The organism is Streptomyces sp. (genome assembly GCF_035645055.1).
GTDB lineage: Bacteria > Actinomycetota > Actinomycetes > Streptomycetales > Streptomycetaceae > Streptomyces.
Genome location: NZ_DASQNH010000036.1, coordinates 113,683 through 135,898 on the forward strand (window position 1 = coordinate 113,683; position 22,216 = coordinate 135,898).

Sequence of the window (22,216 nt, forward strand, 5' to 3'; positions counted from 1 at the left end):
GCCGTCAGCCCGCCGCCTCCTTGCGCCGGGCACGATAGGCGGCCACATGCAGGCGGTTTCCGCAGGTCCGGCTGTCGCAGTAGCGCCGGGACCGGTTCCGGGAGAGATCGACGAAGGCGCGTCGGCAGTCGGGTGCCTCACAGCGTCGCAGCCGCTCCTGCTCCCCGGCCACCACGAAGAAGGCCAGCGCCATCCCGCAGTCGGCGGCCAGATGGTCGGCGACGGAGGCGCCGGGGGCGAAGTAGTGGACGTGCCAGTCGTAGCCGTCGTGATCGGTGAGCCGGGGGGTGGTGCCCGCGGCGGCCACCAGGTCATTGATCATGCCGGCGGCGGCGCGGGCGTCGGGGGCCGCGAAGATCCCGGCGAACCGGCCGCGGACCTTGCGCACCGCGGAGAGATCGAACTCCGACAGCACACCGACATCGCTGATCTTGTGTGTGCGCACGAACTCGTCGAGGGCCGCGACATCCGCCAGCCCGTCCGGTGACGTCTCGTCCTCCGGTGCGGTGTTCACCAGATCGACCACGGTGTCGAGCGCGCACCGGGTGTCGTGGGTGATCAGCACGTTTCGCTCCCTGGCCTGGGGGTCGGGCGAACGCCCGCCGATGCTGGCCGATGGTAATGGCTTCCCAAAGGCCACTGGCCCGCTCCCGCCCGTGCATGCCCGTTCAACGAGGCTCCGGCCTGCGATGTTCCCGCCCGGAGGGATTTTCACGACTGCGGGCGGGCACCGGCAGACGGCGACCGGGTGCCGGCGAGGCTGCGCCCAGGGGCAGGCCCGGGCCCAACCCGGGCTCATGCCCGGGTCCGGCTTGGCCAGACCCCGGCCGGCCTCCCTCCACCCCGCCCTCGCCGGGTGACCGGCCGGGCCTGGGCCGTGCACCGCCGGGCACCGTCCAGCGGCCTGCGCACGGCGTCTTCACCGCCCAGCGGCCCGCGCCCCGCCGCCCGCGCACCGATCACTTCCCGTTTGGGTTCTCCCAGCCCACCCACGACGTCAGGTCCCGCTGGTCACACAGTGTGACCAGCGGGAGGCGCATCGGCGCCACCCCCGCAGGGTGCGTGCGGGAGCGGCGCCGTGGTGTGCCGTATGCGGTTGTCCTGGCCCGAGCCGTCTCCCCGAGTGGACGGCGCCGGGCGGCTTATGGGGTTCGCCTAGCTCTCCGCCAGGATGTGCGACAGCTCCTGATCCAGGTCGAAGTGCCGGTGCTCCGTGCCCGGGGGCACGGCGGCGTCCGTTCGCTTCAGGAACGATTCCAGGGCCCGCGCCGGGGCCTCGAGCAGTGCTTCTCCCTCCGGGGAGCTCAGGGCGATGCACACCACGCCCTGACCGTGACTGCGCGACGGCCAGACGCGGACGTCACCGGTACCTGTGGGCCGGTGAAGCCCCTCGGCGAGGAGGTCGCGGGCGAACACCCACTCGACGGTCTCCTCGGCTCCGGTGTGGAAGGTGGCGTGCACGGCGTAGGGGTCGGCCGTGTCGTACCGCAGGCCTGCCGGCACCGGCAGGGAGGACTCGCTCGACACAACGAGGCGCAGGTGCAGCTCGCAGCTGACCGTGGTGTTCATAAGCGCCAGGGCCTTTCGCTCAGTGTGCGCTCGGGGATTCGCACGTCGGCGAAATCGACATGCCACCTACGGTGCCGTTGTAAACCCCTCTGAGTGTTTTGCGTGTGTTTACGTAACTCTTCCGGCCGAGAGCTCGTTCGTCCGGTGCGTCCGTTTCAGTGACGGGTTTCGGTCCGGTAGGGTTTGGCCGTATGAATACGGGGAGTAACGAGCCTGGCGAGGTCGCCGTGGCTGCCGACGAGACGAGGGCGAACGGGGTGCGCAGCGAGCCGGAGGACGAGCCGGGGCTCGGATCCCGGGCGCCGGAGTTCATCAAGGCGCGCCGGGTTCTCCATGTGAGCTGGCAGGTCGGTGTCTTCGTGGTCGGCCTGGCCGTCGTCGTCGCCGGCGTCATCATGCTGCCCCTGCCCGGACCGGGCTGGGTGGTCATATTCGGTGGTATGGCGATCTGGGCGACCGAATTCGTCTGGGCCCAGCTGGTGCTGCGCTGGACCAAGCGCAAGGTCACCGAGGCCGCCCAGCGCGCCCTGGATCCCAAGGTGCGGCGGCGCAACATCATCCTGACCGTGCTCGGCCTGGTGATCGTGGGGGTCCTGGCCGGGATCTACCTGTGGAAGTTCGGCCTCGTCATGCCGTGGAAGATCGAGGACCAGTGATCCGCGAGGGCGCGGGCAGGCCGCCGAGGATGGTCACACGCACCCCCTGACATGGGGTAATGTTCTTCCTGCGCCCGGGCGATTAGCTCAGTGGGAGAGCGCTTCGTTCACACCGAAGAGGTCACTGGTTCGAACCCAGTATCGCCCACCCGGTACGGCGGCCCGTCTGCGACAACGCAGGCGGGCCGCCGTCGTGTGTGCCCGGCCCGGGGCGGGGCCAATGCCGCCCGCCCCGTGTCTCATGTCATGTCCCGGACGTCCAACGATTTTCGGCCGGACGGCATCTCGTCTCGGTCGGCCGCATCGCGTTCCGCCCGTCGATCACGCGGCCCTCACCTGCGGGATCATCCCGCCCGCCGCCCGCCGGGTCCGTCGCGGCCCGCCCGCCGCCCGGCTCCACCCGCAAGAAATTCCTGTCCGAATCATTGACGCACCCCGAACCCCTTCGTACCTTGTGCCAGCAAGCGCTTACTTGAAACGATTCATGCAAGCGGCAAGGACGCCGCGGGGAGGGGTCTGACGGTGGCAGGCAGCAGTGTGGAGAGGCGCACGATCCTCAAGGTCGCGGGAGCCTCGGCGGCCACTCTCGGGCTGGCCGCGACGACCGGTTGCGGTGGCGGCGGAGGTGCCTCCGGCGATGGGACGGTGACACTCCGTTACGCGTGGTGGGGTGGTGAGCCGCGCACCATCGCCATCAAGAAGACCATCGCGCTCTTCGAGAAGAAGTACCCGAAGATCAAGATCAAGCCTGAATTCACCGACTACGAGGCATTCTGGGAGAAGTTCCAGACCCAGGCCTCCGGTGGAAATCCGCCGGACGTCTTCCAGAATGCGGTCGGCTTCCTGCGCAAGTACGACAAGCGTGGTGTTCTCATGGACCTCACGTCGCAGGCCGACGCGGGGCACCTGAACCTGGAGGGCTTCCGCAACGGCGTTCTGGCGAACGGTCAGGTCGACGGCAAGCAGATCGGCATCCCCGTCGGCGCCAACACCATGGCGCTCGTCATCGACCTCAAGGCCTTTGAGAAGGCGGGCGTGGAGGCGAAGTTCGGCTGGACCTGGGACGAGTACTTCGACGCGCTCCAGACCATCCAGGACAAGGTGAAGATCGCCGGTGACACCGGCTACTTCAGCATCATGTACCTCTACGACCTGTACCTCCGCCAGAACGGCATGGCCTTCTTCACGGAGACCGATCTGGGCTTCACCGAGGACGATCTGACGCAGTGGTGGGAGGACGGCTACAAGCGCGTGCGGTCCGGCCTGGTCGCCGACCCGAAGAAGGTCGAGCAGGTCAAGCCCAAGTCCGCGCTCTCGGCGGGGCTCGCCGCGTCCGAGTTCACCTGGGACAACTTCTCCATCCGCTATGAGGGCGAAGGCGAGTCGGACTACGGGCTCGCACCGATCCCCACCACGAACGGCAAGGACACCGGCCAGTACCTCGGCTCGCTGATGCTCAGCGCCTTCTCCGGGACCGAGCATCCCAAGGAGGTCGCCCAGTTCATCGACTTCATGGTCCACGACCCCGAAGCCGGCAAGATCATGGGCTACGACCGCGGCATCCTCGCGACGACCGAGCAGTACGAGGCGTTCACGCCCGCCGACGAGACCAACAAGGGCGTCAGGGCGTACGAGGAGGAGGTCGCCGCGGCCGGCGTGCTCGGGAAGATCACCCCGCACCCGTCCGGTGCCGACGTCATCGAGGCGGCCTTCCTGCGGCTCGGCGGTGAGGTCGCCCAGGGCAAGACCAAGCCGGCCGACGCCGCCAAGGCGCTGTTCAGCGAGGCCAAGGCCGCGTTCGCGGGCTGAGGGGACGTACCACCATGACGCTCGTCAAGGAAGCGCCCGCGCGCCCGGCCGGGAAGCGGTCCGCCGCTCCCGCCGCGGGGCGGCGCGGGCGGCGCCGCGAGAACCTCGCCGGCTATCTCTTCATGTCGCCGTGGATCGCGGGATTCCTGCTGCTCACGGCGGGGCCGATGATCGCGTCGCTGTACTACGCGTTCACCAGCTACAACCTGTTCACGCCACCGAAGTGGGTGGGGCTGGACAACTTCTCGGCGATGTTCCAGGACCCGCGCTGGCAGAAGTCGGTCGAGGTCACGCTGAAGTACGTCGTCGTGGCCACGCCGCTGAAGCTGCTGCTCGCGCTCGGCGTCGCGCTGCTGCTCGCGCAGAAGCGGCGCGGACAGGGCCTGTACCGGGCCGCGTTCTACATGCCCTCGCTGATCGGCGCCAGCGTCTCCGTGGGCTTCGTGTGGCGGGCGCTGTTCTCGGACGACGCGATCGTGGACCGCACGCAGAAGGTCTTCGGGTTCGACGTCGGAGGCTGGATCGGCAACCCGGACTACGTTCTCTACGCCCTGGTGGCCCTGAGCATCTGGCAGTTCGGTGCGCCGATGGTCATCTTCCTGGCCGGTCTCAAGCAGGTCCCGCAGGAGCTGTACGAGGCCGCCGAGGTGGACGGGGCCGGCCCCCTGCGGCGGTTCTGGAACATCACGCTGCCGATGATCTCCCCGGTGCTGTTCTTCAACGTGCTGCTGGAGTCCATCCACGCGTTCCAGGTGTTCGGCTCCGCGTACGTCGTCTCCGACACCCGGTGCGGGCCCGCCGACGCCACACTCGTCTACACCTGTTACCTCTACCAGAAGGGCTTCAAGGAGGCCCAGATGGGCTTCGCCTCCGCCATGGCCTGGACGCTGGTGGTCGCGGTGGCACTCGTCACGGCGGTCCTGTTCTGGTCGCAGAAGAAGTGGGTGCACTACGAGGAGGCCGCCAAGTGACCACTGCCACCCCAGCTGCCGTGCGCGACGCCACAGAGCGACGGCGCGCCGGATCGATCGCCTGGCACGCGGGCGCGCTCCTCGTCCTCGCGGTCGTCCTGTACCCCGTGGTCTGGGTGGTCGGCGCCTCGTTCAAACCGAGCAAGGACATCATCGCCAGCCTCGACCTGCTGCCCACCGAGCCGGTCTGGGCGAACTTCTCCGGACTCGCCGACGGCATCTCCGGCATCTCCATCAGCAGCTTCTTCTGGAACTCGCTGATGTACGCGGTCCTCGCCGTCGCCGGAGTCGTCCTGTCCAGCTCGCTGACCGCGTACGCCCTCGCCAAGATCCGGTTCGCCGGACGCAACCTGCTGTTCACGCTGATGATCGGCACGCTGCTGCTGCCGTACCACGTCCTGCTCATCCCGCAGTACGTGCTCTTCCGGAACCTGGAGCTCACCGACACCCTGGTGCCGCTCGTCGCGGGCAAGTTCCTGGCCACGGAGGCGTTCTTCGTCTTCTTGATGGTGCAGTTCATGCGCGGGCTGCCGCGTGAGCTGGACGAGGCCGCCAAGCTCGACGGCTGCGGGCACTTCCGGACCTACTGGGCCATCGTGCTGCCGCTGAGCCGCCCCGCCATCATCACCAGCGCCATCTTCACCTTCATCAACGCCTGGAACGACTTCATGGGGCCGTTGATCTACCTCAACACCCCCGAGAAGTACACCGTCTCGCTCGGCCTGATGATGTTCCGCGACCAGGAGGGCATCTCCAATTACGGCAGCATGATCGCGATGTCGCTGGTGGCGCTCGTGCCGGTCATCGCCTTCTTCATGGCCTTCCAGCGCCACCTCATCGACGGCATGGCGACGTCCGGACTGAAGGGCTGAGGCGGTCACCATGGCGCAAGCACGCGTGAAAGCCCGCTCCGCGCGCAAGGAGCCGTTCTTCGGCGAGCGGTTCAGTGTCTTCGCCGAGTGCCTGCTCACCGGCGTGTGGATCGCCGTGGCCTGCCTCGGACTCGTCACCTACCCCGCCGCCTTCGCCGCCGGCGCCCGGCATCTTCGGCGTCGTACCGCCCATGTGGGAGGTGGCTGGCGGGAGTTCGCGGCGGACTTCCGGGCGGCCGTGCGCGGCGGGTGGGCGGTCGGGCTCGCCGGCTGGGCGGTGGCCGCGGCGGTCCGGGTGGACGTCGAGGCCGCCCGGGCGGGCCTGCCCGGCGGGCCGCTCGTGGGGGCCGTCGGCATCTTCGCGCTGATCGGATGCGTCGTGGCGCTGCTGCGGGCGGCGGCCGTCTGGACGCCGGGTGCGTCCTGGCGGGCGCTGCTCGCGGGCGCCGGGCGGCGGACCGTGCTCGATCCCGCCGGGTCCTTCCTGATCGTCGGCGGGGTGGCCGTCGTGGCGCTGTCCGCCCTGTTCGTCGCGCCGCTGGCGGTGCCCGTGCTCGGGGCCGTCGCGGCGGCGGCCGTCGCCGTGGAGCTGCGGTACCGGCACCGCTGACCCGCGGTGCTCCCGCTTTCCCTGATCGAGGGCGGCGCCCCGGGCGCCGCACCTGTCTGTGTCATGCCCTTGGCAAGCCCTGATTCCGCACGGAGAGGAAAGCCATGTCCCCCATCCCCCGCAGGTCCGTCCTGAAAGCGGCCGCCGTCGCCGGAGCCGCCGCGCAGTTCAGCTGGGCCCTGGGCGCCCGGGAGGCCCAGGCGGCCCCGGCCGCCGGGACCGCCGACGCCGAACCGGTCGTCCTCGACTGGCTGGAGGACGGCGGGCTCGGCGCCGCCCCCGGCTCCACCCTCGGCGTGCCCTGGCCCAAGGGCGTCCACCAGGAGGACCAGACCTTCGCCGTCACCGACGAGAAGGGCACCGCCGTCCCCGTCCAGTCCTGGCCGATCGCCTACTGGCCCGACGGCTCCCTGAAGTGGACCGCGCACGCCGTCAGCTCCGGCACCGGCAAGCTCACCCTGACCACCGGCGCGCCCGCCGCCCCGGAGAAGAAGGTCACCGTCGTCCGGAGCGGCGGCACCATCGACATCTCCACCGGCGTCATCACCGCGAAGCTCGGCAAGTCCGGCTCCACCCTGGTCAAGTCCGTCACCCGCGGCTCCACAGAGATCGCCAAGAACGGCCGGCTGGTGCTGCTGCGCCAGCCGGAGATCGAGGACGGCGACCAGGGCACGGTCAAGTACGAGCGCTTCGACAGCGCCATCTCCGAGGTGAAGGTCGAGCAGGAGGGCCCGGTCCGCGCGGTCGTCCGCGTCGACGGCAAGCACCGCAAGGGCGACCGCGGCTGGCTGCCGTTCTCCATCCGCCTCTACTTCTACGCTGGTGCCGACTCCTTCCGCATGGTGCACACCATCACCTACGACGGCACCCAGGAGCCCGGCAAGGCGAGCGGCGACTTCATCCGCGGCATCGGCGTCCGCTTCACCGTCCCGATGCGCGACCAGTCCTACGACCGCCACATCCGCCTTGGCGGCGAGGGCACCGGCATGCTCCGTGAGGCCGTCAAGGGCATCACCGGACTGCGCCGCGACCCCGGCCAGGCGGTGCAGGTGGCGCAGTACGAGGGGAAGAAGCTGCCCGACCCGGCCACCTGGGACCAGCGGGTCACCACCCGCCTCCAGTACATCCCCGAGTGGGGCGACTACACCCTCTCCCAGCTCTCCGCCGACGGCTTCACGGTGCGCAAGCGCACCAAGAAGGGGCACGGCTGGATCGCCGCGGGCGGCGGCCGGCGCGCCTCCGGCTTCGGCTACGTCGGCGGCGCGAGCGGCGGCTTCTCGTTCGGCCTGCGCGACTTCTGGGAGAAGTTCCCCGCCCAGCTCGACATCCGCGACGCCCACACCGACGAGGCCCAGGTCACCATCTGGCTCTGGTCGCCCGAGGCGCAACCCATGGACCTGCGCTTCTACCACGACGGTCTGGGCCAGGACACCTACCCCGAGCAGCTCGAAGGCCTCAACATCACCTACGAGGACTACGAGCCCGAGTTCGGCACCCCCTACGGCATCGCCCGGACCTCCGAACTCCTCTTCTGGGCCAACGAGTCCACCCCGAGCGCCGACCGGCTCGCCGAGCAGATCGAGGCCGTCCGCGTCCTGCCCCAGCTCGCCGCCCCGCCCCGGCAGCTCATCAAGGCGGGCGTCTTCGGCAAGGGCCTGTACGCCGAGCCCGACCGCTCCACCCCCGCCAAGGCGAAGATCGAGGACCACCTCGACTTCCTCTTCACCTATTACAAGGACCAGGTGGAGATGCGCCGGTGGTACGGCTTCTGGGACTACGGCGACATCATGCACACCTACGACACGGTCCGGCACCAGTGGCGCTACGACGTCGGCGGCTACGCCTGGGACAACTCCGAGCTGTCGCCCGACCTGTGGCTCTGGTACGCGTACCTCAGAAGCGGCCGCGCCGACATCTTCCGCTTCGCCGAGGCCATGACCCGGCACACCGGAGAGGTCGACGTCTACCACCTCGGGCAGTGGGCGGGCCTCGGCACCCGGCACGGCGTCCAGCACTACGCCGACAGCGCCAAGCAGCAGCGCATCGCCAACACGACCTACCGCCGCTACTACTACTTCCTCACCGCGGACGAACGCGTCGGCGACCTCATGCACGCCAACGTCGACTCCGACGAGACGTTCCTCGTCCTCGACCCCATCCGCAAGATCCGCACCGAGCCGTACACGCCCGACCGGCACGCCCTGTCGATCGGTTTCGGCACCGACTGGAGCGGCCTGGTCTCCGCCTGGCTCACCGAGTGGGAGCGCAAGGGCCCCAAGTGGGAGAAGGCCAAGGCGCGCGTGCTGTCCACCATGGAGACCATCGCCGCCCAGCCCAACGGCTTCGTCCAGGGCACCGGCCTGTACGACCTCGACACCGGCCGGTTCGCCATCGCCGACAAGCCCGTCGTCGGCGTCTCGCACCTTTCGGCCGTGTTCGGCCTGGGCGAGCTGTGCGCGGAACTCATCGATCTCGTCGACATGCCGAAGTTCAACGAGGCCTACTACGACTACTGCCGCTACTTCAACGCCACCAAGGCCGAACAGGCCGCCCGCTACGGCTCCAACTTCGGCAGTCTGATCCTCTTCCAGGGCCACTCCCGCCTCGACGCCTACGCGGCCGTCAGGACCGGCGACGCGAAGCTCGCCAAGCGGGCCTGGGACAAGTTCTACAACTCCGACGGCTACAAGGAGTCCGCGCCCTGGAAGACCGAGAAGGTCACCGGGCCCCTGGCCCTGGTCGAGGGCAGCGAGGCCACCTGGGTGTCCACCAACGACACCGCCCTGTACGGCCTCGCCGCCATCGAGAACCTGGCCCTGCTCGGCGACCGGATGCCCTCGTAGCCGACCCGATCAGAGACACCCCCTGGGGTGTCTCGCGATCATGCCGGGCTCGCTCCCCTAGGTCATCCGCCCCAGCGTCTCCCGCACCCGCCGGACATCCCGCAACCGCTGCTCGTACGTCGCCCCCAGGGCGAGCAGCAGCAGTCCGGCGAGCGCGGGAGGCGCCCAGCGGGGGAGCGCCCCCGCCACCTGCACCAGATACGGGGCCAGCTCGTGCAGGCTCACCAGGGCGAGCACCGAGCCGCCCAGCAGCAGCGGCGCCCTCAGGTGATGACGGGCGCCGGCCAGCGTGACCAGCAGCGCCCCCACGCCCAGCAGCAGGGGGCGCTGCCAGTGCGCGTCGCCCCAGGCCGCGACCAGGCTCGGCAGCAGACCGGCGGCGAGCCCGGGGCCGTACGCCGTCCAGGACGACGCCTGCGGGTCACGGCGCCGCCGCAGTACGCCCACCACCAGGGCGGGAACGGCCACCGGCAGCGCGTACGCCTCCGGGACGGCCACCTCCCAGGCGGCCAGCCGCACCCACGCGGCCAGCACGAACAGCGCGGCGGCCACCTGCCCGGCCGGACGCCGGTCCGGTCGTACGGCCGTACCCGCGACGATCACCCCGGTGAGGGACAGCACCAGCGCGAGCATCGGCGCGTCCGGCACCGCCAGCCCCACCGCGAGCAGGGCCGCGACCCCGCCGGACACCTCGGCGGTCACCCGCGCCGCGCCCTCGGCGCGCGGCGCCCACAGCGCCGCGGCCACCGGCACCAGCAGCACCAGCGGCGCGATGTGCGACGGCTGCCAGTCCAGCGCCGCACCCGTCGCGCAGAGCAGGGCGGTGGCGTACCCCGCCGTCGCCGCCACGGCCACCGGCCGCCGGGCGACCCCCGCGAACACGGCTGTGAGAAGGGCGAACACCGTCAGCGTGGCCGGTTCGGCGGCCAGCGCGAGCAGACCGGCGACGACCGACGTCACCAGGGCGAGCACGGTCGGCAGCAGCCGCTTCGAAACCGCCAGCGCCACCGTGGTCAGCACCAGCACCGCCAGCGTGGCGGCGTACGGCAGCCGCAGCACCGGCGGCACGGCCAGCACCGCCGCCCACGCCAGGACCGACGCGGTGTCCAGAGCCCGGCGCCGCCACAGCGGCTCCCGCACCGCCGACACCAGGACCGCGGCCACCGCGGCCAGCACCAGCGGAGCCGTACCGCTCGCGGGCGGCCACGGCAGGTCCGCCGTCACCGCCGCCCGCGCGTCCCCGGGCACCCCCGACCAGACGCGGAGCGGCACGCCGAGCGGTCCGAGCAGCGCCACGGCCACGACCGGCAGCGCGGCCACCACGGCCAGCGCCAGCACCACGCCCGAGGCCCAGCCGAGCCCCCGGCGCACCACCTCGGGGATCCGGGTGAGGCCCAGCAGGGCCAGCAGGGCGATGCCCCACCCGAGATGGACCGGCACCACCCAGCTGTCGGACACCACCGACCGCGGCACCGCGCCGAGCGCCGCCACCGCCAGCAGACCCGCCGCGGTGGCGTTGCCCCGCGCCATCCCCTCGTGCGGCGCCCGCGCCCCGGCCAGCGCGATCACCGTGGCCAGCAGCAGAAGCCCCGCCGCACGCGTGGCGGCACCCGGACCGGCCGCCGTCCACGCCAGTCCACCGGCCGTCAGCGCGCCCCAGCCGCCCAGGCCGTACGCGCCCGCGACGGCGGCGATCCGTGCCGGTCCGGACGTCACCCGCAGCGCCATCGCCGTGTTCGCCGCGGCCGTCACCAGCAGCGCCGCAGCGACCCCGGACGCGTCCGCGCCCACCGCGACGGCGAGCAGGAGCAGCGGGAGCTGGGCCGCACCCACGGCGGCCGGTACGGGCAGCAGCAGCGGCTGACCCGTCACGCGGGGGAGCAGCAGACCGTATGCCGCCCAGACCGCCCCCAGCACCGCCGTGGCGCCCGCCGCGTACCCCGTGGCGTCCGCCTCCGTGAGGGCCGCGGCGTACAGCGCGTACGCGTCCAGCACCGTCAGCGCCAGACCCAGGCCCGCCACCGACTCGGCCGTCGAGCGCAGCCCCCGCCTCAGCAGCGGTACCGGCACCGCCAGCGCCGCCGCCGTGACCGCGCCCAGCACCACGGCCCGCCCGGTGATCCCCAGATGACCCCAGCTGACCAGTGTGAACGCCGCCGCCGCGAGGGTGAGCAGCACACCGCCCAGCACCAGCAGGACGTTCTGGACCCGGGGCCCGGTGGCCTCGGGACGGGGCGGACCGGCGGCCGGCAGCGGCCGCACCGGCTGGAGCTGTGAGAGCAGCCAGCCACGACGCGCCAGCAACTGGGCGCGCCGGGCGTCCAGTCGGTACAGCTCGGCGTCGACGAGCCGCAACTCTTCGGCGGGGGACGGAATGTGCGTCATGACCGCGAGTGTGGCGGCGGTCATGCCTCCGGACATGAGTGCGCGTACTCAGACCGTACTCAGCCACGGATACCGAGGCCTGAGCAGGACAGACTCAGCTCATGGACTGGACCCACCACCGCTTCCGCAGCCTGTGGCGGCTGCCCGCCCCGCCCGCCGACGTGTACGCCGCGCTCGAACGGGTCGAGGACTATCCCCGCTGGTGGCCGCAGGTGCGCGAGGTGACCCGGCTCGACGGGCGCACCGGAGCGATCCGGATCCGCTCCCTGCTGCCGTACGACATGACGTTCACCGCCCGGGAGGTGCGCCGCGACCCCGCGGCGGGCATCCTGGAGGCCGCGCTCTCCGGCGACGTCGAGGGCTGGTCGCGCTGGACCGTCACCGCCCACGGCACCGGCAGCCTCGCGCGCTACGACCAGGAGGTCGACGTGCGCAAGCCGCTGCTGCGACGGCTCGCCGTGCCGGGACGGCCCTTCTTCCGCGCCAACCACCGCCTGATGATGCGCGCGGGGCGGCGCGGCCTGGCCGCCCACCTGGAAGCGGTTTGAACGAAAGCCGCCGGGACCTGTATTGTTCAGTGCGTTCCCGGGCGATTAGCTCAGTGGGAGAGCGCTTCGTTCACACCGAAGAGGTCACTGGTTCGAACCCAGTATCGCCCACCGGGAAAGGCCGGTCCGCCATCGCGGACCGGCCTTTTGCATGGCCTCACGCCCGCCCACCGGCCTGCGCGCTTCCTACGCGGCAGCCGCCGGCAGGTCCGGACGCAGCGGCCACGCCGGGTCCACCGCCTCCTCCACACCGCTGCGCGCGAACCACGCCTGGAGTCCCCGCGCCTGCGCCGCGTGCCACACCGCCTGCAACGTGTGCAGCTCGGCGGGGGAGAGACGCTCCAGCCGGGACGCGAAACGCCGCCCGACCGCCCGGACCACCTCCAGCGCCGCCAGCGCGTCCGCCGCCGCGTCATGCGCGCCGTCCAGCGCCACCCCGTACTGCTCGCACAGATCGCTCAGCGTGCGGCGCCCCTTGCGGTAGCGGTCCAGATGCTTGTCGAGCACCCGCGGATCCAGCACCAGCAGCGGCGTCGACTCGAACCAGCGCACCAGCGAGGACGCCCGGTGCCGGCGCAGCTCCCGGTCGAGGAGCGTCAGATCGAACGGTGCGTTCATCACCACCAGCGGACGCCCGCGGCCGGCCTGCTCCGCCAGCCCCAGGGCTATCTCCTGCATCACCGGCGCCGGCCAGCGGCCGTTGCGCGCCAGGTGATCCTCCGTCAGCCCGTGCACCGCCGTCGCCTCGGCGGGCACCGGCACGCCCGGGTTCACCAGCCAGCGGCTCACCCGCGGCCGGGTGCCCGGGGCGTCCTGGACGACGAGGGCGGCCGACACGATCCGGTCGGTCTCGACGTCCACGCCCGTAGTCTCCGTGTCGAATGCCGCCAAAGGGCCCTCGTACCAGCACGTCATACCCAACAACTCCTCGCTCACCCACGGCAGCTGACGTCCCGTCTTCTGCCGGTTCGGTGATACCCGGGCTGTTTGCGCCGTACGCCGCTAGGAGACAACAGGAGTACCGGCTCGCGCAGTTCAGCGGCGCGGCACGGGGAAACACCTCGCTTGGAAGGCTGTTGGCCATGGTGATAGCGCAGCCCGAGTGGGGCGGGCTGCGTCCCGACCGCCCGGGACCCCTCCGCGGTTCCCTCGCCACCACCGCCTGCATGGAGACCCTGCAGGTGGCCTACCTGCACGCCGTCGCCGCGGCCGCGGGCTGCTCGCTCTCCCAGCCCTTCCCCGACAACGGCATCGACTGGCACGTCAGCCACAGCGCGCCGGGCCACACCGTCGACGACGAGGTCACCATCAAGATCCAGCTCAAGGCCACCTACCAGGTCGCGCCGAACCCTCCGGGCCGCGCCTTCTCCTTCACGCTCGACAACGCCCACCTGGCGAAGCTCGCCCGCACCCCGGTCTCGGTGCACAAGATCCTCGTCGTGATGCTCGTGCCCAGATCCCAGGACGACTGGCTGCGCGCCAGCCACGACCGCCTCGACCTCAGGCACTGCTGCTACTGGACCAACCTCGCCGGACACCCCGTCACCGGCCGGAACCGGACCACCGTGCGGATCCCCACCGCGCGCATCTTCGACGACCGGGCGCTGTGCGAGATCATGACGCGGGTCGGCACCGGAGGCAGACCATGACCCACCGTCCGCTCGACGAGCCCCTGCGGCCGGTCCGGCCGCACCCCGACGCCCGCTGGGACCAGCCGCCCGAGCCCGGCCGGGTCGACCCCGCCGTGCTCAGCGCCCTGCTGCACCGGCACGGCTGGCAGCGCCGCGGCGGCGCCCCCGGACGCTACGGCCGCTGGACCCCGCCCGGCCCCGCCGGCAGCCGCACCAGCCTGCTCGTCCCCGAGAGCCGTGCCTTCCCCGACAGCGACGACCTGCTCGGCGAAGCCCTCACCGCCCTCGCCCGCAGCCACAGCCCCGGCGCCCGGGAGGTACTGCTCGGCCTCACCGTCCCCAGCGACGAGATCCGCTGGTGGCGGGACACACCGGGCGGACCGGCCGGCGCCGGCCCGTGGCCCGTCGAGGAGCGGCTGCGCACCGCCGCCCGGCAGACCCTGCTCGCCGCCGCGCTCGCCACCCGCGCGCGGGCCGGCTACCACGGCGCCCGGCACCGCCGGGCCGCCGCCGCACTGCTGGACAACGTCCTGATCGGCCCGGCGGCCGGGGGCCACCGCCTCACCGCCTTCGTGCCCGTGGCCACCGCACGCCCGCTCGCCGTCCGCCTCCACCAGGCGCTCTACGCCGCCCGCGAGGCCATCGACTTCCGGCGGGCCACCGGCGGCATGGACGCCTTCGACGGCGCCGTCGAGGCGGGCGTCAGCCGGGAACTCACCGAGGCGCTGATCACCCTCGTCCACGGCACCGAGGGCGCCCGGATCGCCGTCGCCTGGGCACCCGCAACCGGGGCCCCCGCGGGCGCGGTGCCCTCCGCCGAGGCGGTCGAGTTCTCGCCCGGTGACCTCCCCGCGCTGCGCGAGGCCGCGGCCCGCTACCGGCGCGCCGAACCCTCCGTCCCGGTGCGCGTCACCGGCGCCGTCGTCCGGATGCGCCGCTCCGGGCCGCGCGGCGAGGGCACCGTACGGCTGCGGGTGCTCACCGGGGCCGAGGTGCCGCACGTCCGGCTCACCCTCGACGAGGACGACTACCGCATCGCCGGGCACGCCCACCTCGTCGGCGTGCCGGTGCGGGTGCGCGGGCGGCTGGAGAGCCGGGACGGCTTCCGGCGGCTGACCGGCGCCTCGGGCGTCGCCCCGGTGCAGGTGGACGAGGCGGAACGGGACCGGCTGATGAAGTCGCTCCAGGAGAACCTGGACGTCTTCGGGGAGGCGTGCGGCGGGGACTGATTTCGCCTGGGGGGTCGAACGCTCGGTACGATCCTGTACGGCGCGCGCTCCCGGTATGGCGCCGCATCCACCTTCAGTCAGGAGAGACCGGTGTCAGACGTCCGTGTGATCATCCAACGCGATTCCGAGCGGGAAGAGCGCGTGGTGACGACGGGCACTACGGCCGCCGACCTCTTCGCCGGCGAGCGCTCCGTCATCGCCGCGCGCGTGGGCGGCGAGCTGAGGGATCTGTCGTACGTGCTCTCCGACGGCGAGGAGGTCGAGGGCGTCGAGATCTCCTCCGAGGACGGCCTGAACATCCTGCGCCACTCCACCGCGCACGTCATGGCGCAGGCCGTGCAGGAGCTGTTCCCCGAGGCCAAGCTGGGCATCGGCCCGCCCGTCAAGGACGGCTTCTACTACGACTTCGATGTCGACAAGCCGTTCACGCCCGAGGATCTCAAGGCCATCGAGAAGAAGATGCAGGAGATCCAGAAGCGCGGGCAGAAGTTCGCCCGCCGCGTGGTCACCGACGAGGCCGCCCGCGAGGAGCTGGCGAACGAGCCGTACAAGCTGGAGCTGATCGGCCTCAAGGGCTCCGCGTCCAGCGACGACGGCGCGGACGTCGAGGTCGGCGCCGGCGAGCTGACGATCTACGACAACCTGGACGCCAAGACCGGCGACCTGTGCTGGAAGGACCTCTGCCGCGGTCCCCACCTGCCCTCGACCCGTCTCATCCCGGCGTTCAAGCTGATGCGCAACGCCGCCGCCTACTGGCGCGGCAGCGAGAAGAACCCGATGCTCCAGCGCATCTACGGCACCGCCTGGCCGTCCAAGGACGAGCTGAAGCAGTACCTGGACTTCCTCGCCGAGGCCGAGAAGCGCGACCACCGCAAGCTGGGCAACGAGCTGGACCTGTTCTCCATCCCGGAGCAGATCGGCTCCGGCCTCGCCGTCTTCCACCCCAAGGGCGGCATCATCCGCCGGGTCATGGAGGACTACTCGCGGCGCCGCCACGAGGAAGAGGGCTACGAGTTCGTCTACACCCCGCATGCCACGAAGGGGAAGCTCTTCGAGACGTCGGGCCACCTCGACTGGTACGCCGAGGGCATGTACCCGCCCATGCAGCTCGACGAGGGCGTGGACTACTACCTCAAGCCCATGAACTGCCCGATGCACAACCTGATCTTCGACGCGCGCGGCCGGTCGTACCGTGAACTGCCGCTGCGCCTCTTCGAGTTCGGGACCGTGTACCGGTACGAGAAGTCCGGCGTCGTGCACGGTCTGACCCGCGCCCGCGGCTTCACCCAGGACGACGCGCACATCTACTGCACCCGCGAGCAGATGTCGGAGGAGCTGGACAAGACACTCACCTTCGTCCTCGGCCTGCTGCGCGACTACGGCCTGACCGACTTCTACCTGGAGCTGTCCACCAAGGACCCCGAGAAGTACGTCGGGACCGACGAGGCCTGGGAGGAGGCCACCGAGACCCTCCGCCAGGTCGCCGAGAAGCAGGGCCTGCCGCTGGTCCCGGACCCGGGCGGCGCCGCCTTCTACGGCCCGAAGATCTCCGTCCAGGCCAAGGACGCCATCGGCCGCACCTGGCAGATGTCGACCATCCAGCTCGACTTCAACCTGCCGGAGCGCTTCGACCTGGAGTACACCGGCGCGGACGGCGCCAAGCAGCGGCCGGTCATGATCCACCGCGCGCTGTTCGGCTCCATCGAGCGGTTCTTCGCGGTGCTCCTTGAGCACTACGCGGGCGCCTTCCCGGCGTGGCTGGCCCCGGTCCAGGCGATCGGCATCCCGATCGGCGACGCCCACGTCGAGTACCTGGAGAAGTTCGCCGCTGCGGCGAAGAGGAAGGGTCTGCGCGTCGAGGTCGACTCCTCGTCCGACCGGATGCAGAAGAAGATCCGCAACGCCCAGAAGCAGAAGGTGCCCTTCATGGTCATCGCGGGCGACGAGGACATGTCCAACGGATCGGTGTCCTTCCGCTACCGTGACGGCTCGCAGGAGAACGGCATTCCGTTCGACGAGGCCATCGCGAAGATCGTGAAGGTCGTGGAGGAGCGGACGCAGGTCTGATCCGGCACTTCCGGCACCGCCGGCGCTTTCCGAAGGCCCCCGGGTCCGTCCCGGGGGCCTCTCGTCGTCCTCCCGGCAGAGCCCCTGGAGCGCGGCCCCGGCGACACGCCGCGAACGGGCGAAGCCATATGCTGCACTGCATGACGAGTGAGCCGGAGCAGCAGATCGGAGTGGGGACGCAGGACGCGTTCCAGCGCCTGTGGACGCCCCACCGGATGGCCTACATCCAGGGCGAGAACAAGCCCACCGGCCCGGGGGCCGACGACGGCTGCCCCTTCTGCTCCATCCCGGCCAAATCCGACGAGGACGGGCTGGTCGTCCGGCGCGGTGAGCAGGTCTACGCGGTGCTGAACCTGTACCCGTACAACGGCGGTCATCTGATGACCGTGCCGTACCGCCACGTCGCCGACTACACGGATCTGACGGACGCCGAGACGGCCGAGCTGGCGGAGCTGACCAAGCAGGCGATGACGGCGCTGCGCACCGCGTCCGGGGCGCACGGTTTCAACATCGGCATGAACCAGGGCTCGGTGGCCGGCGCGGGCATCGCCGCGCATCTGCACCAGCACGTCGTCCCCCGCTGGGGCGGCGACACGAACTTCATGCCGGTCGTCGGGCACACCAAGGTGCTGCCGCAGCTGCTGGCGGACACCCGGAAGATGCTGGCGGAGGCCTGGCCGACGGCGTGAGAACCGCTTCGGCGCCCCCGGCCCGAGCCGGGGGCGCCGTGCTGTCCGCGCGAGGTCTCCGTCAGGCCGCCGTGGTGTCTAGGCGTCGTACACGTCGGCCTTGCGCGGTGACAGGTCCTGCACCGCCGTGCTGAGAAACGCGGAGCGGCTGCCGAACTTCTCCGTGTCGACGCCGTTCTCCTTCAGGACCTTGATCGCCGCGGCGTGGACCACCCGCAGCACCGGGGTCGCGGCGCGCAGGGCGTCGTCGGCCATGAACCGGTGGCGCCAGGGCTGGTCGGCCCAGGCGTGCCGCAGGCCGAACGGCTCCGGGAGGGCTATCGAACCGCCGAGCCAGTTCAGCAGCGGGGGATACCAGCTGATCGGCGCGCGGACGGCGAGCCGGACGACCTCGTCGCTGTTGACCAGAGGCAGCTTGATCGTGCGGGACTCCCACGGCTTGAACGACTTGCTGACCGACCTGGTCGGGGCCTCCGACTTGGTGGTGAACAGGCCGTTCACGGGGCCGAGGGCATGGCCGGTGACCTCGATGCGCAGGGTGGCGTGCAGCACGGTGACGGTGATCAGCATGGTGAGCACCAGCTGGCCGTCCCACAGGGTCCACTGCACGCCGAGGTAGTGCCGGTCGCCGGCGCCGAACTGCTGCTTGTTGCAGATGTCCTGTATGGCGTGCGGCTTGACCTGGAAGGCCTCGACGTCGGTGCCCTCGGGCCGGGAGACCGCCGTGGCGTTCTCGCCGATCGGGGTGACGATCCAGTGCCGTATCGACGGGGTCGGGAAGCCGCCCGTGTTCAGCGGGCCGCGCTCCAGCATGCGCAGCTGGTCGTGGATCGACCGTATGACGTCCCAGCTGCGGAACGGGTGGATCTCGCGGTCGGCGTGGGCGGGCACCAGGTCCTCGGCGAGCTGCCAGGAGCCCCAGCGGGTGCCCATGCCGAGGATGCCCTTGGGGCCGGCGTAGAACACGGAGTTCGACTGCTGTTCGGCGCTGAGCTGGGCCAGGGACTGGCGCAGTTGCTCGGCGGCGGTCTCGCCGGGGTTGCTGGGCACGGCCTCGGGGACCTTGGCGCCGATGCTGCTGCCCGCCAGGAGGCCGTCCCAGCGGTCCCTGAGGTCCGCCGCGGTGTGCTCGCAGACCCGCTTGGCCCAGAACCAGCCGACCACGGGGGCGACGACCGCCGCGCGCGCGTACCACCCCCAGAAGCCGGTGAAGGGCATCCGGACCAGGAAGATCACCGCGAGTGCGCCGACGGCGATGAGCAGGGCGGTGGCCGCCGCGGAGACGCGCTTGTTGTCGCCCCTGGTCATCGTGGTGCGCAGCTGGAAGACCACCAGCCACACCACGAGGCCGGGCAGGAACACCAGCCCGCACAGCGCCATGATCGCCGTCAGCTTGTTGTCGCGCTCACGGCGGATGCGGTTGGCGGCCAGGCAGTGCTCGACGACCACCTGCGGCTGGGTGCCGAAGGACTGGATGAGCGGCTTGCGGCCGCCGCCGAGCATGCGGTCGACCACCGCGCGGGAGAAGGCCTCGCCCAGGTTCGGCTTGAACAGCGCGAGCTTTCCCGGGTTCACGGTCGACTGGTGCCACTCGTTGTCGGCCTTCTTGATGTCCTCCACGGGGTTGTCCCGATAGGCCGCCGAGGCCAGCGCGAAGGTCGCCGTCTGGCCCTCGTCGCCCATGCGCGGCACCTGCGGTCCGAACATGTCCGCGTAACCGCTCTCAACGGTCATACCCGCCCCCACTCGCCGCCACTGTCGTCCTGCGGCCTTCCCGACTTCCTTGCTTCGCACACCTGTTGATCAGGTCATCAGCGTATCCGCAGGCACCGGCATTCGTCGGCGGACGGCCGAAGCCGTCCGCCGATCCGGCAGCGGAGCCTCCCCACCGGTCACTTGGGTGCTCCGGTGTCCCAACTAGGAAGCGGCCCGCTCCTGTTCCCGGACCCGTTCGGCGACCTGCGCGGGCATCGGCTCGTGCCGGGCGTAGCGGCGGTCGAAGCGCGCCGTGCCGTGCGACAGGGAGCGCAGATCGACGGCGTACCGCCCGATCTCGATCTCGGGCACCTCGGCGCGCACCAGCGTGCGCCCCCCGGGCGTCTGCTCGGTGCCGAGCAGCCGGCCGCGCCGCCCCGACAGGTCGCTCATGACGGCGCCCACGTACTCGTCGCCGACCAGGACGCTCACCTCGGCCACCGGCTCCAGCAGATGGATCCTGGCGTCGGCGGCGGCCTCCCGCAGGGCCAGCGCCCCGGCGGTCTGGAACGCGGCGTCCGAGGAGTCCACGGAGTGCGCCTTGCCGTCCAGCAGCGTGACCCGGACGTCGATCAGCGGATATCCGGCGGCGACGCCCTTGGCGGCCTGGGCCCGGACGCCCTTCTCCACGGACGGGATGAACTGGCGCGGCACCGCGCCGCCCACCACCTTGTCGACGAACTCGATGCCGGAACCACCGGGCAGCGGCTCCACCTCGATCTCGCAGATGGCGTACTGCCCGTGCCCGCCGGACTGCTTCACATGCCGTCCGCGCCCGGCCGACTTCGTCGCGAACGTCTCCCGCAGGGAGACCCGGTGCGGTACGACGTCGACCTGGACGCCGTAGCGGCCGCGCAGCCGCTCCAGGGCGACGTCCGCGTGGGCCTCGCCCAGGCACCACAGCACCACCTGGTGGGTGTCCTGGTTCTGCTCCAGCCGCATCGTCGGATCCTCGGCGACCAGCCGGGCCAGGCCCTGGGAGAGCTTGTCCTCGTCGGCCTTGCTGTGCGCCCGGATGGCGAGCGGCAGCAGCGGGTCCGGCATCCGCCAGGGCTCCATCAGCAGCGGGTCGTCCTTGGCGGAGAGGGTGTCGCCGGTCTCCGCGCGGCCGAGTTTCGCCACGCACACCAGATCACCGGCGACGGCGTGCGTCACCTGCCGCTGCTGTTTGCCGAACGGCATGGACAGCGCGCCGACGCGTTCCTCCACGTCGTGGTCCTCGTGCCCGCGGTCGGCGAGGCCGTGCCCGGAGACATGGACGGTCTGGTCGGGGCGCAGGGTGCCGGAGAAGACCCGCACCAGGGAGATCCGGCCGACGTAGGGGTCGGAGGAGGTCTTGACGACCTCCGCGACCAGCGGGCCGTCGGTGTCGCACGGCTGCAGCTCGCGCGGCTCGCCGTCGATCGTGGTCACCGTGGGCAGGGGGTGCTCGAAGGGGGTGGGGAACCCGCCGGTGATCAGCTCCAGCAGCTCGACCGTGCCGATGCCCTGGCGGGCGCCCTCGGCGGCCGGCGCCGCGGCCAGCACGGGGAAGAACGTGCCCCGGGCCACGGCCCGCTCCAGGTCCTCGATCAGCGTCTTGAGGTCGATCTCCTCGCCGCCCAGATAGCGGTCCATGAGGGTCTCGTCCTCGCTCTCGGCGATGATCCCCTCGATCAGCCGGTTGCGGGCCTCCTCGATCAGCGGGAGCTGGTCCTCGCCCGGTTCCGACTCCTTGCGCTCCCCGCCGGAGTAGTCGAACAGCTGCTGGGTGAGCAGCCCGATCAGCCCGGTGACGGGCGCGTGCCCGTCCGGCGCCTCGGGGCCGTGCAGCGGCAGATACAGCGGCAGCACGGCGTCCGGGTCGTCACCGCCGAAGGCCTCGGCGCAGATCCGGGTCATCTCCTCGAAGTCCGCGCGGGCGGCCTCCAGGTGGGTGACCACGATCGCGCGGGGCATGCCGACGGCCGCGCACTCCTCCCACACCATGCGGGTCGAGCCGTCCACGCCGTCGGAGGCGGAGACGACGAAGAGGGCCGCGTCCGCCGCCCGCAGACCGGCCCGCAGCTCCCCGACGAAGTCGGCGTATCCCGGGGTGTCGAGGAGGTTGATCTTGATGTCGTCCCATTCGACGGGCACCAGCGACAACTGCACCGAGCGCTGCTGGCGGTGCTCGATGTCGTCGTAGTCGGAGACGGTGGCGCCGTCCTCCACGCGGCCCGCCCGGTTCACCGCTCCCGCGGTCAGCGCGAGAGCTTCCACCAGAGTCGTCTTGCCCGATCCGGAGTGGCCGACCAGCACCACATTCCGTACGGACGCGGGGTGGTCGGCCGCCGTAGCCCTGCCGGCGGCTCCGGGGTGGGTGTGTGCCTTGTCGCCCATGATCCTGCCTCCCGTGCACGGTGAGGTCACTGTGGGCGCGGACACGCGGGGGCCGCGTGTGGGCGGCTCCGGCGACGCCCGCGATTCTTCGAGCTTTCCACTCCCGTCACGGTGCGTCCATACGAGCGACGGGAACCCGCCGCCCACCGGCGGTGGCGGGCCGTTCGCCCGATCCCGCCGGCCGGTGCGGGTGCCCGGCCGTCGCACACACGCGCGCGTGG

At 71.3% G+C, this 22,216-nt stretch carries 17 protein-coding genes and 2 tRNA genes; 13 read left to right on the plus strand and 6 right to left on the minus strand.

Annotated features, from left to right (window positions below):
* Nucleotides 1-4: 4 nt before the first annotated feature.
* Both VE614_RS12935 and VE614_RS12940 read right to left on the minus strand, forming a co-directional pair.
* Nucleotides 5-565 (minus strand): CGNR zinc finger domain-containing protein, encoded by a 561-nt coding sequence (locus VE614_RS12935; RefSeq protein WP_324935942.1) that lies wholly within the window; start codon nucleotides 563-565, stop codon nucleotides 5-7.
* 590 nt (nucleotides 566-1,155) lie between these two features.
* Nucleotides 1,156-1,569, minus strand: coding sequence for an SsgA family sporulation/cell division regulator (locus VE614_RS12940; protein ID WP_004002642.1), 414 nt, complete (start codon nucleotides 1,567-1,569; stop codon nucleotides 1,156-1,158).
* A gap of 191 nt (nucleotides 1,570-1,760) precedes the next feature.
* On the opposite strand from VE614_RS12940, the gene VE614_RS12945 reads away from it, so the two are divergent.
* The 7 genes from VE614_RS12945 to VE614_RS12975 all read left to right on the plus strand — a co-directional run bounded on the left by VE614_RS12945 (nucleotide 1,761) and on the right by VE614_RS12975 (nucleotide 9,330).
* Nucleotides 1,761-2,225 (plus strand): TIGR02611 family protein, encoded by a 465-nt coding sequence (locus tag VE614_RS12945; RefSeq protein ID WP_324935944.1) that lies wholly within the window; start codon nucleotides 1,761-1,763, stop codon nucleotides 2,223-2,225.
* 76 nt (nucleotides 2,226-2,301) lie between these two features.
* Nucleotides 2,302-2,373: transfer RNA gene (locus VE614_RS12950), tRNA-Val, on the plus strand.
* A gap of 374 nt (nucleotides 2,374-2,747) precedes the next feature.
* Nucleotides 2,748-4,034, plus strand: a complete 1,287-nt coding sequence (locus VE614_RS12955) for an ABC transporter substrate-binding protein (protein WP_414719566.1) — start codon at nucleotides 2,748-2,750, stop codon at nucleotides 4,032-4,034.
* Nucleotides 4,035-4,048: 14 nt separating this feature from the next.
* A complete protein-coding gene (locus tag VE614_RS12960; protein WP_324935946.1) occupies nucleotides 4,049-5,005 on the plus strand; it encodes a sugar ABC transporter permease in 957 nt (318 codons plus the stop codon).
* Nucleotides 5,002-5,877, plus strand: coding sequence for a carbohydrate ABC transporter permease (locus VE614_RS12965; protein WP_324935948.1), 876 nt, complete (start codon nucleotides 5,002-5,004; stop codon nucleotides 5,875-5,877). The genes VE614_RS12960 and VE614_RS12965 overlap by 4 nt, the downstream gene beginning before the upstream one ends.
* 10 nt (nucleotides 5,878-5,887) lie before the next feature.
* Complete coding sequence (locus tag VE614_RS12970; RefSeq protein ID WP_324935950.1) at nucleotides 5,888-6,487, plus strand: hypothetical protein; 600 nt, start codon at nucleotides 5,888-5,890, stop codon at nucleotides 6,485-6,487.
* A 104-nt stretch (nucleotides 6,488-6,591) separates the two neighbouring features.
* Nucleotides 6,592-9,330, plus strand: a complete 2,739-nt coding sequence (locus tag VE614_RS12975) for a Tat pathway signal sequence domain protein (RefSeq protein ID WP_324935952.1) — start codon at nucleotides 6,592-6,594, stop codon at nucleotides 9,328-9,330.
* A gap of 57 nt (nucleotides 9,331-9,387) precedes the next feature.
* On the opposite strand, the gene VE614_RS12980 is transcribed toward VE614_RS12975, so the two are convergent.
* A complete protein-coding gene (locus VE614_RS12980; RefSeq protein ID WP_324935954.1) occupies nucleotides 9,388-11,715 on the minus strand; it encodes an SCO7613 C-terminal domain-containing membrane protein in 2,328 nt (775 codons plus the stop codon).
* 101 nt (nucleotides 11,716-11,816) lie between these two features.
* Between VE614_RS12980 and VE614_RS12985 the strand changes: the two genes are divergently transcribed.
* Together VE614_RS12985 and VE614_RS12990 are read left to right on the plus strand one after the other, a co-directional pair.
* Nucleotides 11,817-12,263, plus strand: coding sequence for an SRPBCC family protein (locus VE614_RS12985; RefSeq protein ID WP_324935956.1), 447 nt, complete (start codon nucleotides 11,817-11,819; stop codon nucleotides 12,261-12,263).
* 39 nt (nucleotides 12,264-12,302) lie between these two features.
* Nucleotides 12,303-12,374, plus strand: a tRNA-Val gene (locus tag VE614_RS12990).
* Nucleotides 12,375-12,449: 75 nt separating this feature from the next.
* Here VE614_RS12990 and VE614_RS12995 read toward each other — a convergent pair.
* Nucleotides 12,450-13,178: a 3'-5' exonuclease gene (locus tag VE614_RS12995; RefSeq protein WP_324935958.1), complete on the minus strand. Its 729-nt coding sequence runs from the start codon at nucleotides 13,176-13,178 to the stop codon at nucleotides 12,450-12,452.
* 167 nt (nucleotides 13,179-13,345) lie between these two features.
* Between VE614_RS12995 and VE614_RS13000 the strand changes: the two genes are divergently transcribed.
* The 4 genes from VE614_RS13000 (at nucleotide 13,346) to VE614_RS13015 (ending at nucleotide 17,879) form a co-directional block, all read left to right on the plus strand.
* A complete protein-coding gene (locus tag VE614_RS13000; protein ID WP_324935960.1) occupies nucleotides 13,346-13,912 on the plus strand; it encodes a DUF4365 domain-containing protein in 567 nt (188 codons plus the stop codon).
* Nucleotides 13,909-15,123, plus strand: coding sequence for a hypothetical protein (locus VE614_RS13005; protein WP_324935962.1), 1,215 nt, complete (start codon nucleotides 13,909-13,911; stop codon nucleotides 15,121-15,123). The genes VE614_RS13000 and VE614_RS13005 overlap by 4 nt, the downstream gene beginning before the upstream one ends.
* Nucleotides 15,124-15,213: 90 nt before the next feature.
* Entirely contained in the window at nucleotides 15,214-17,190 is a 1,977-nt protein-coding gene (gene thrS, locus VE614_RS13010) for a threonine--tRNA ligase (protein ID WP_324935964.1), read from the plus strand.
* A 128-nt stretch (nucleotides 17,191-17,318) separates the two neighbouring features.
* The gene (locus tag VE614_RS13015; RefSeq protein ID WP_324935966.1) at nucleotides 17,319-17,879 is read left to right on the plus strand and encodes an HIT domain-containing protein; all 561 of its coding nucleotides are present in this window, start codon (nucleotides 17,319-17,321) and stop codon (nucleotides 17,877-17,879) included.
* A 78-nt stretch (nucleotides 17,880-17,957) separates the two neighbouring features.
* Here the strand turns inward: VE614_RS13015 and VE614_RS13020 are convergent, their stop codons facing one another.
* Both VE614_RS13020 and VE614_RS13025 read right to left on the minus strand, forming a co-directional pair.
* Entirely contained in the window at nucleotides 17,958-19,613 is a 1,656-nt protein-coding gene (locus VE614_RS13020; RefSeq protein WP_324935968.1) for a hypothetical protein, read from the minus strand.
* A gap of 183 nt (nucleotides 19,614-19,796) precedes the next feature.
* On the minus strand, nucleotides 19,797-21,995 hold the full coding sequence (locus VE614_RS13025; protein ID WP_324935970.1) for an elongation factor G-like protein EF-G2: 2,199 nt from the start codon (nucleotides 21,993-21,995) through the stop codon (nucleotides 19,797-19,799).
* Nucleotides 21,996-22,216 lie beyond the last annotated feature (221 nt).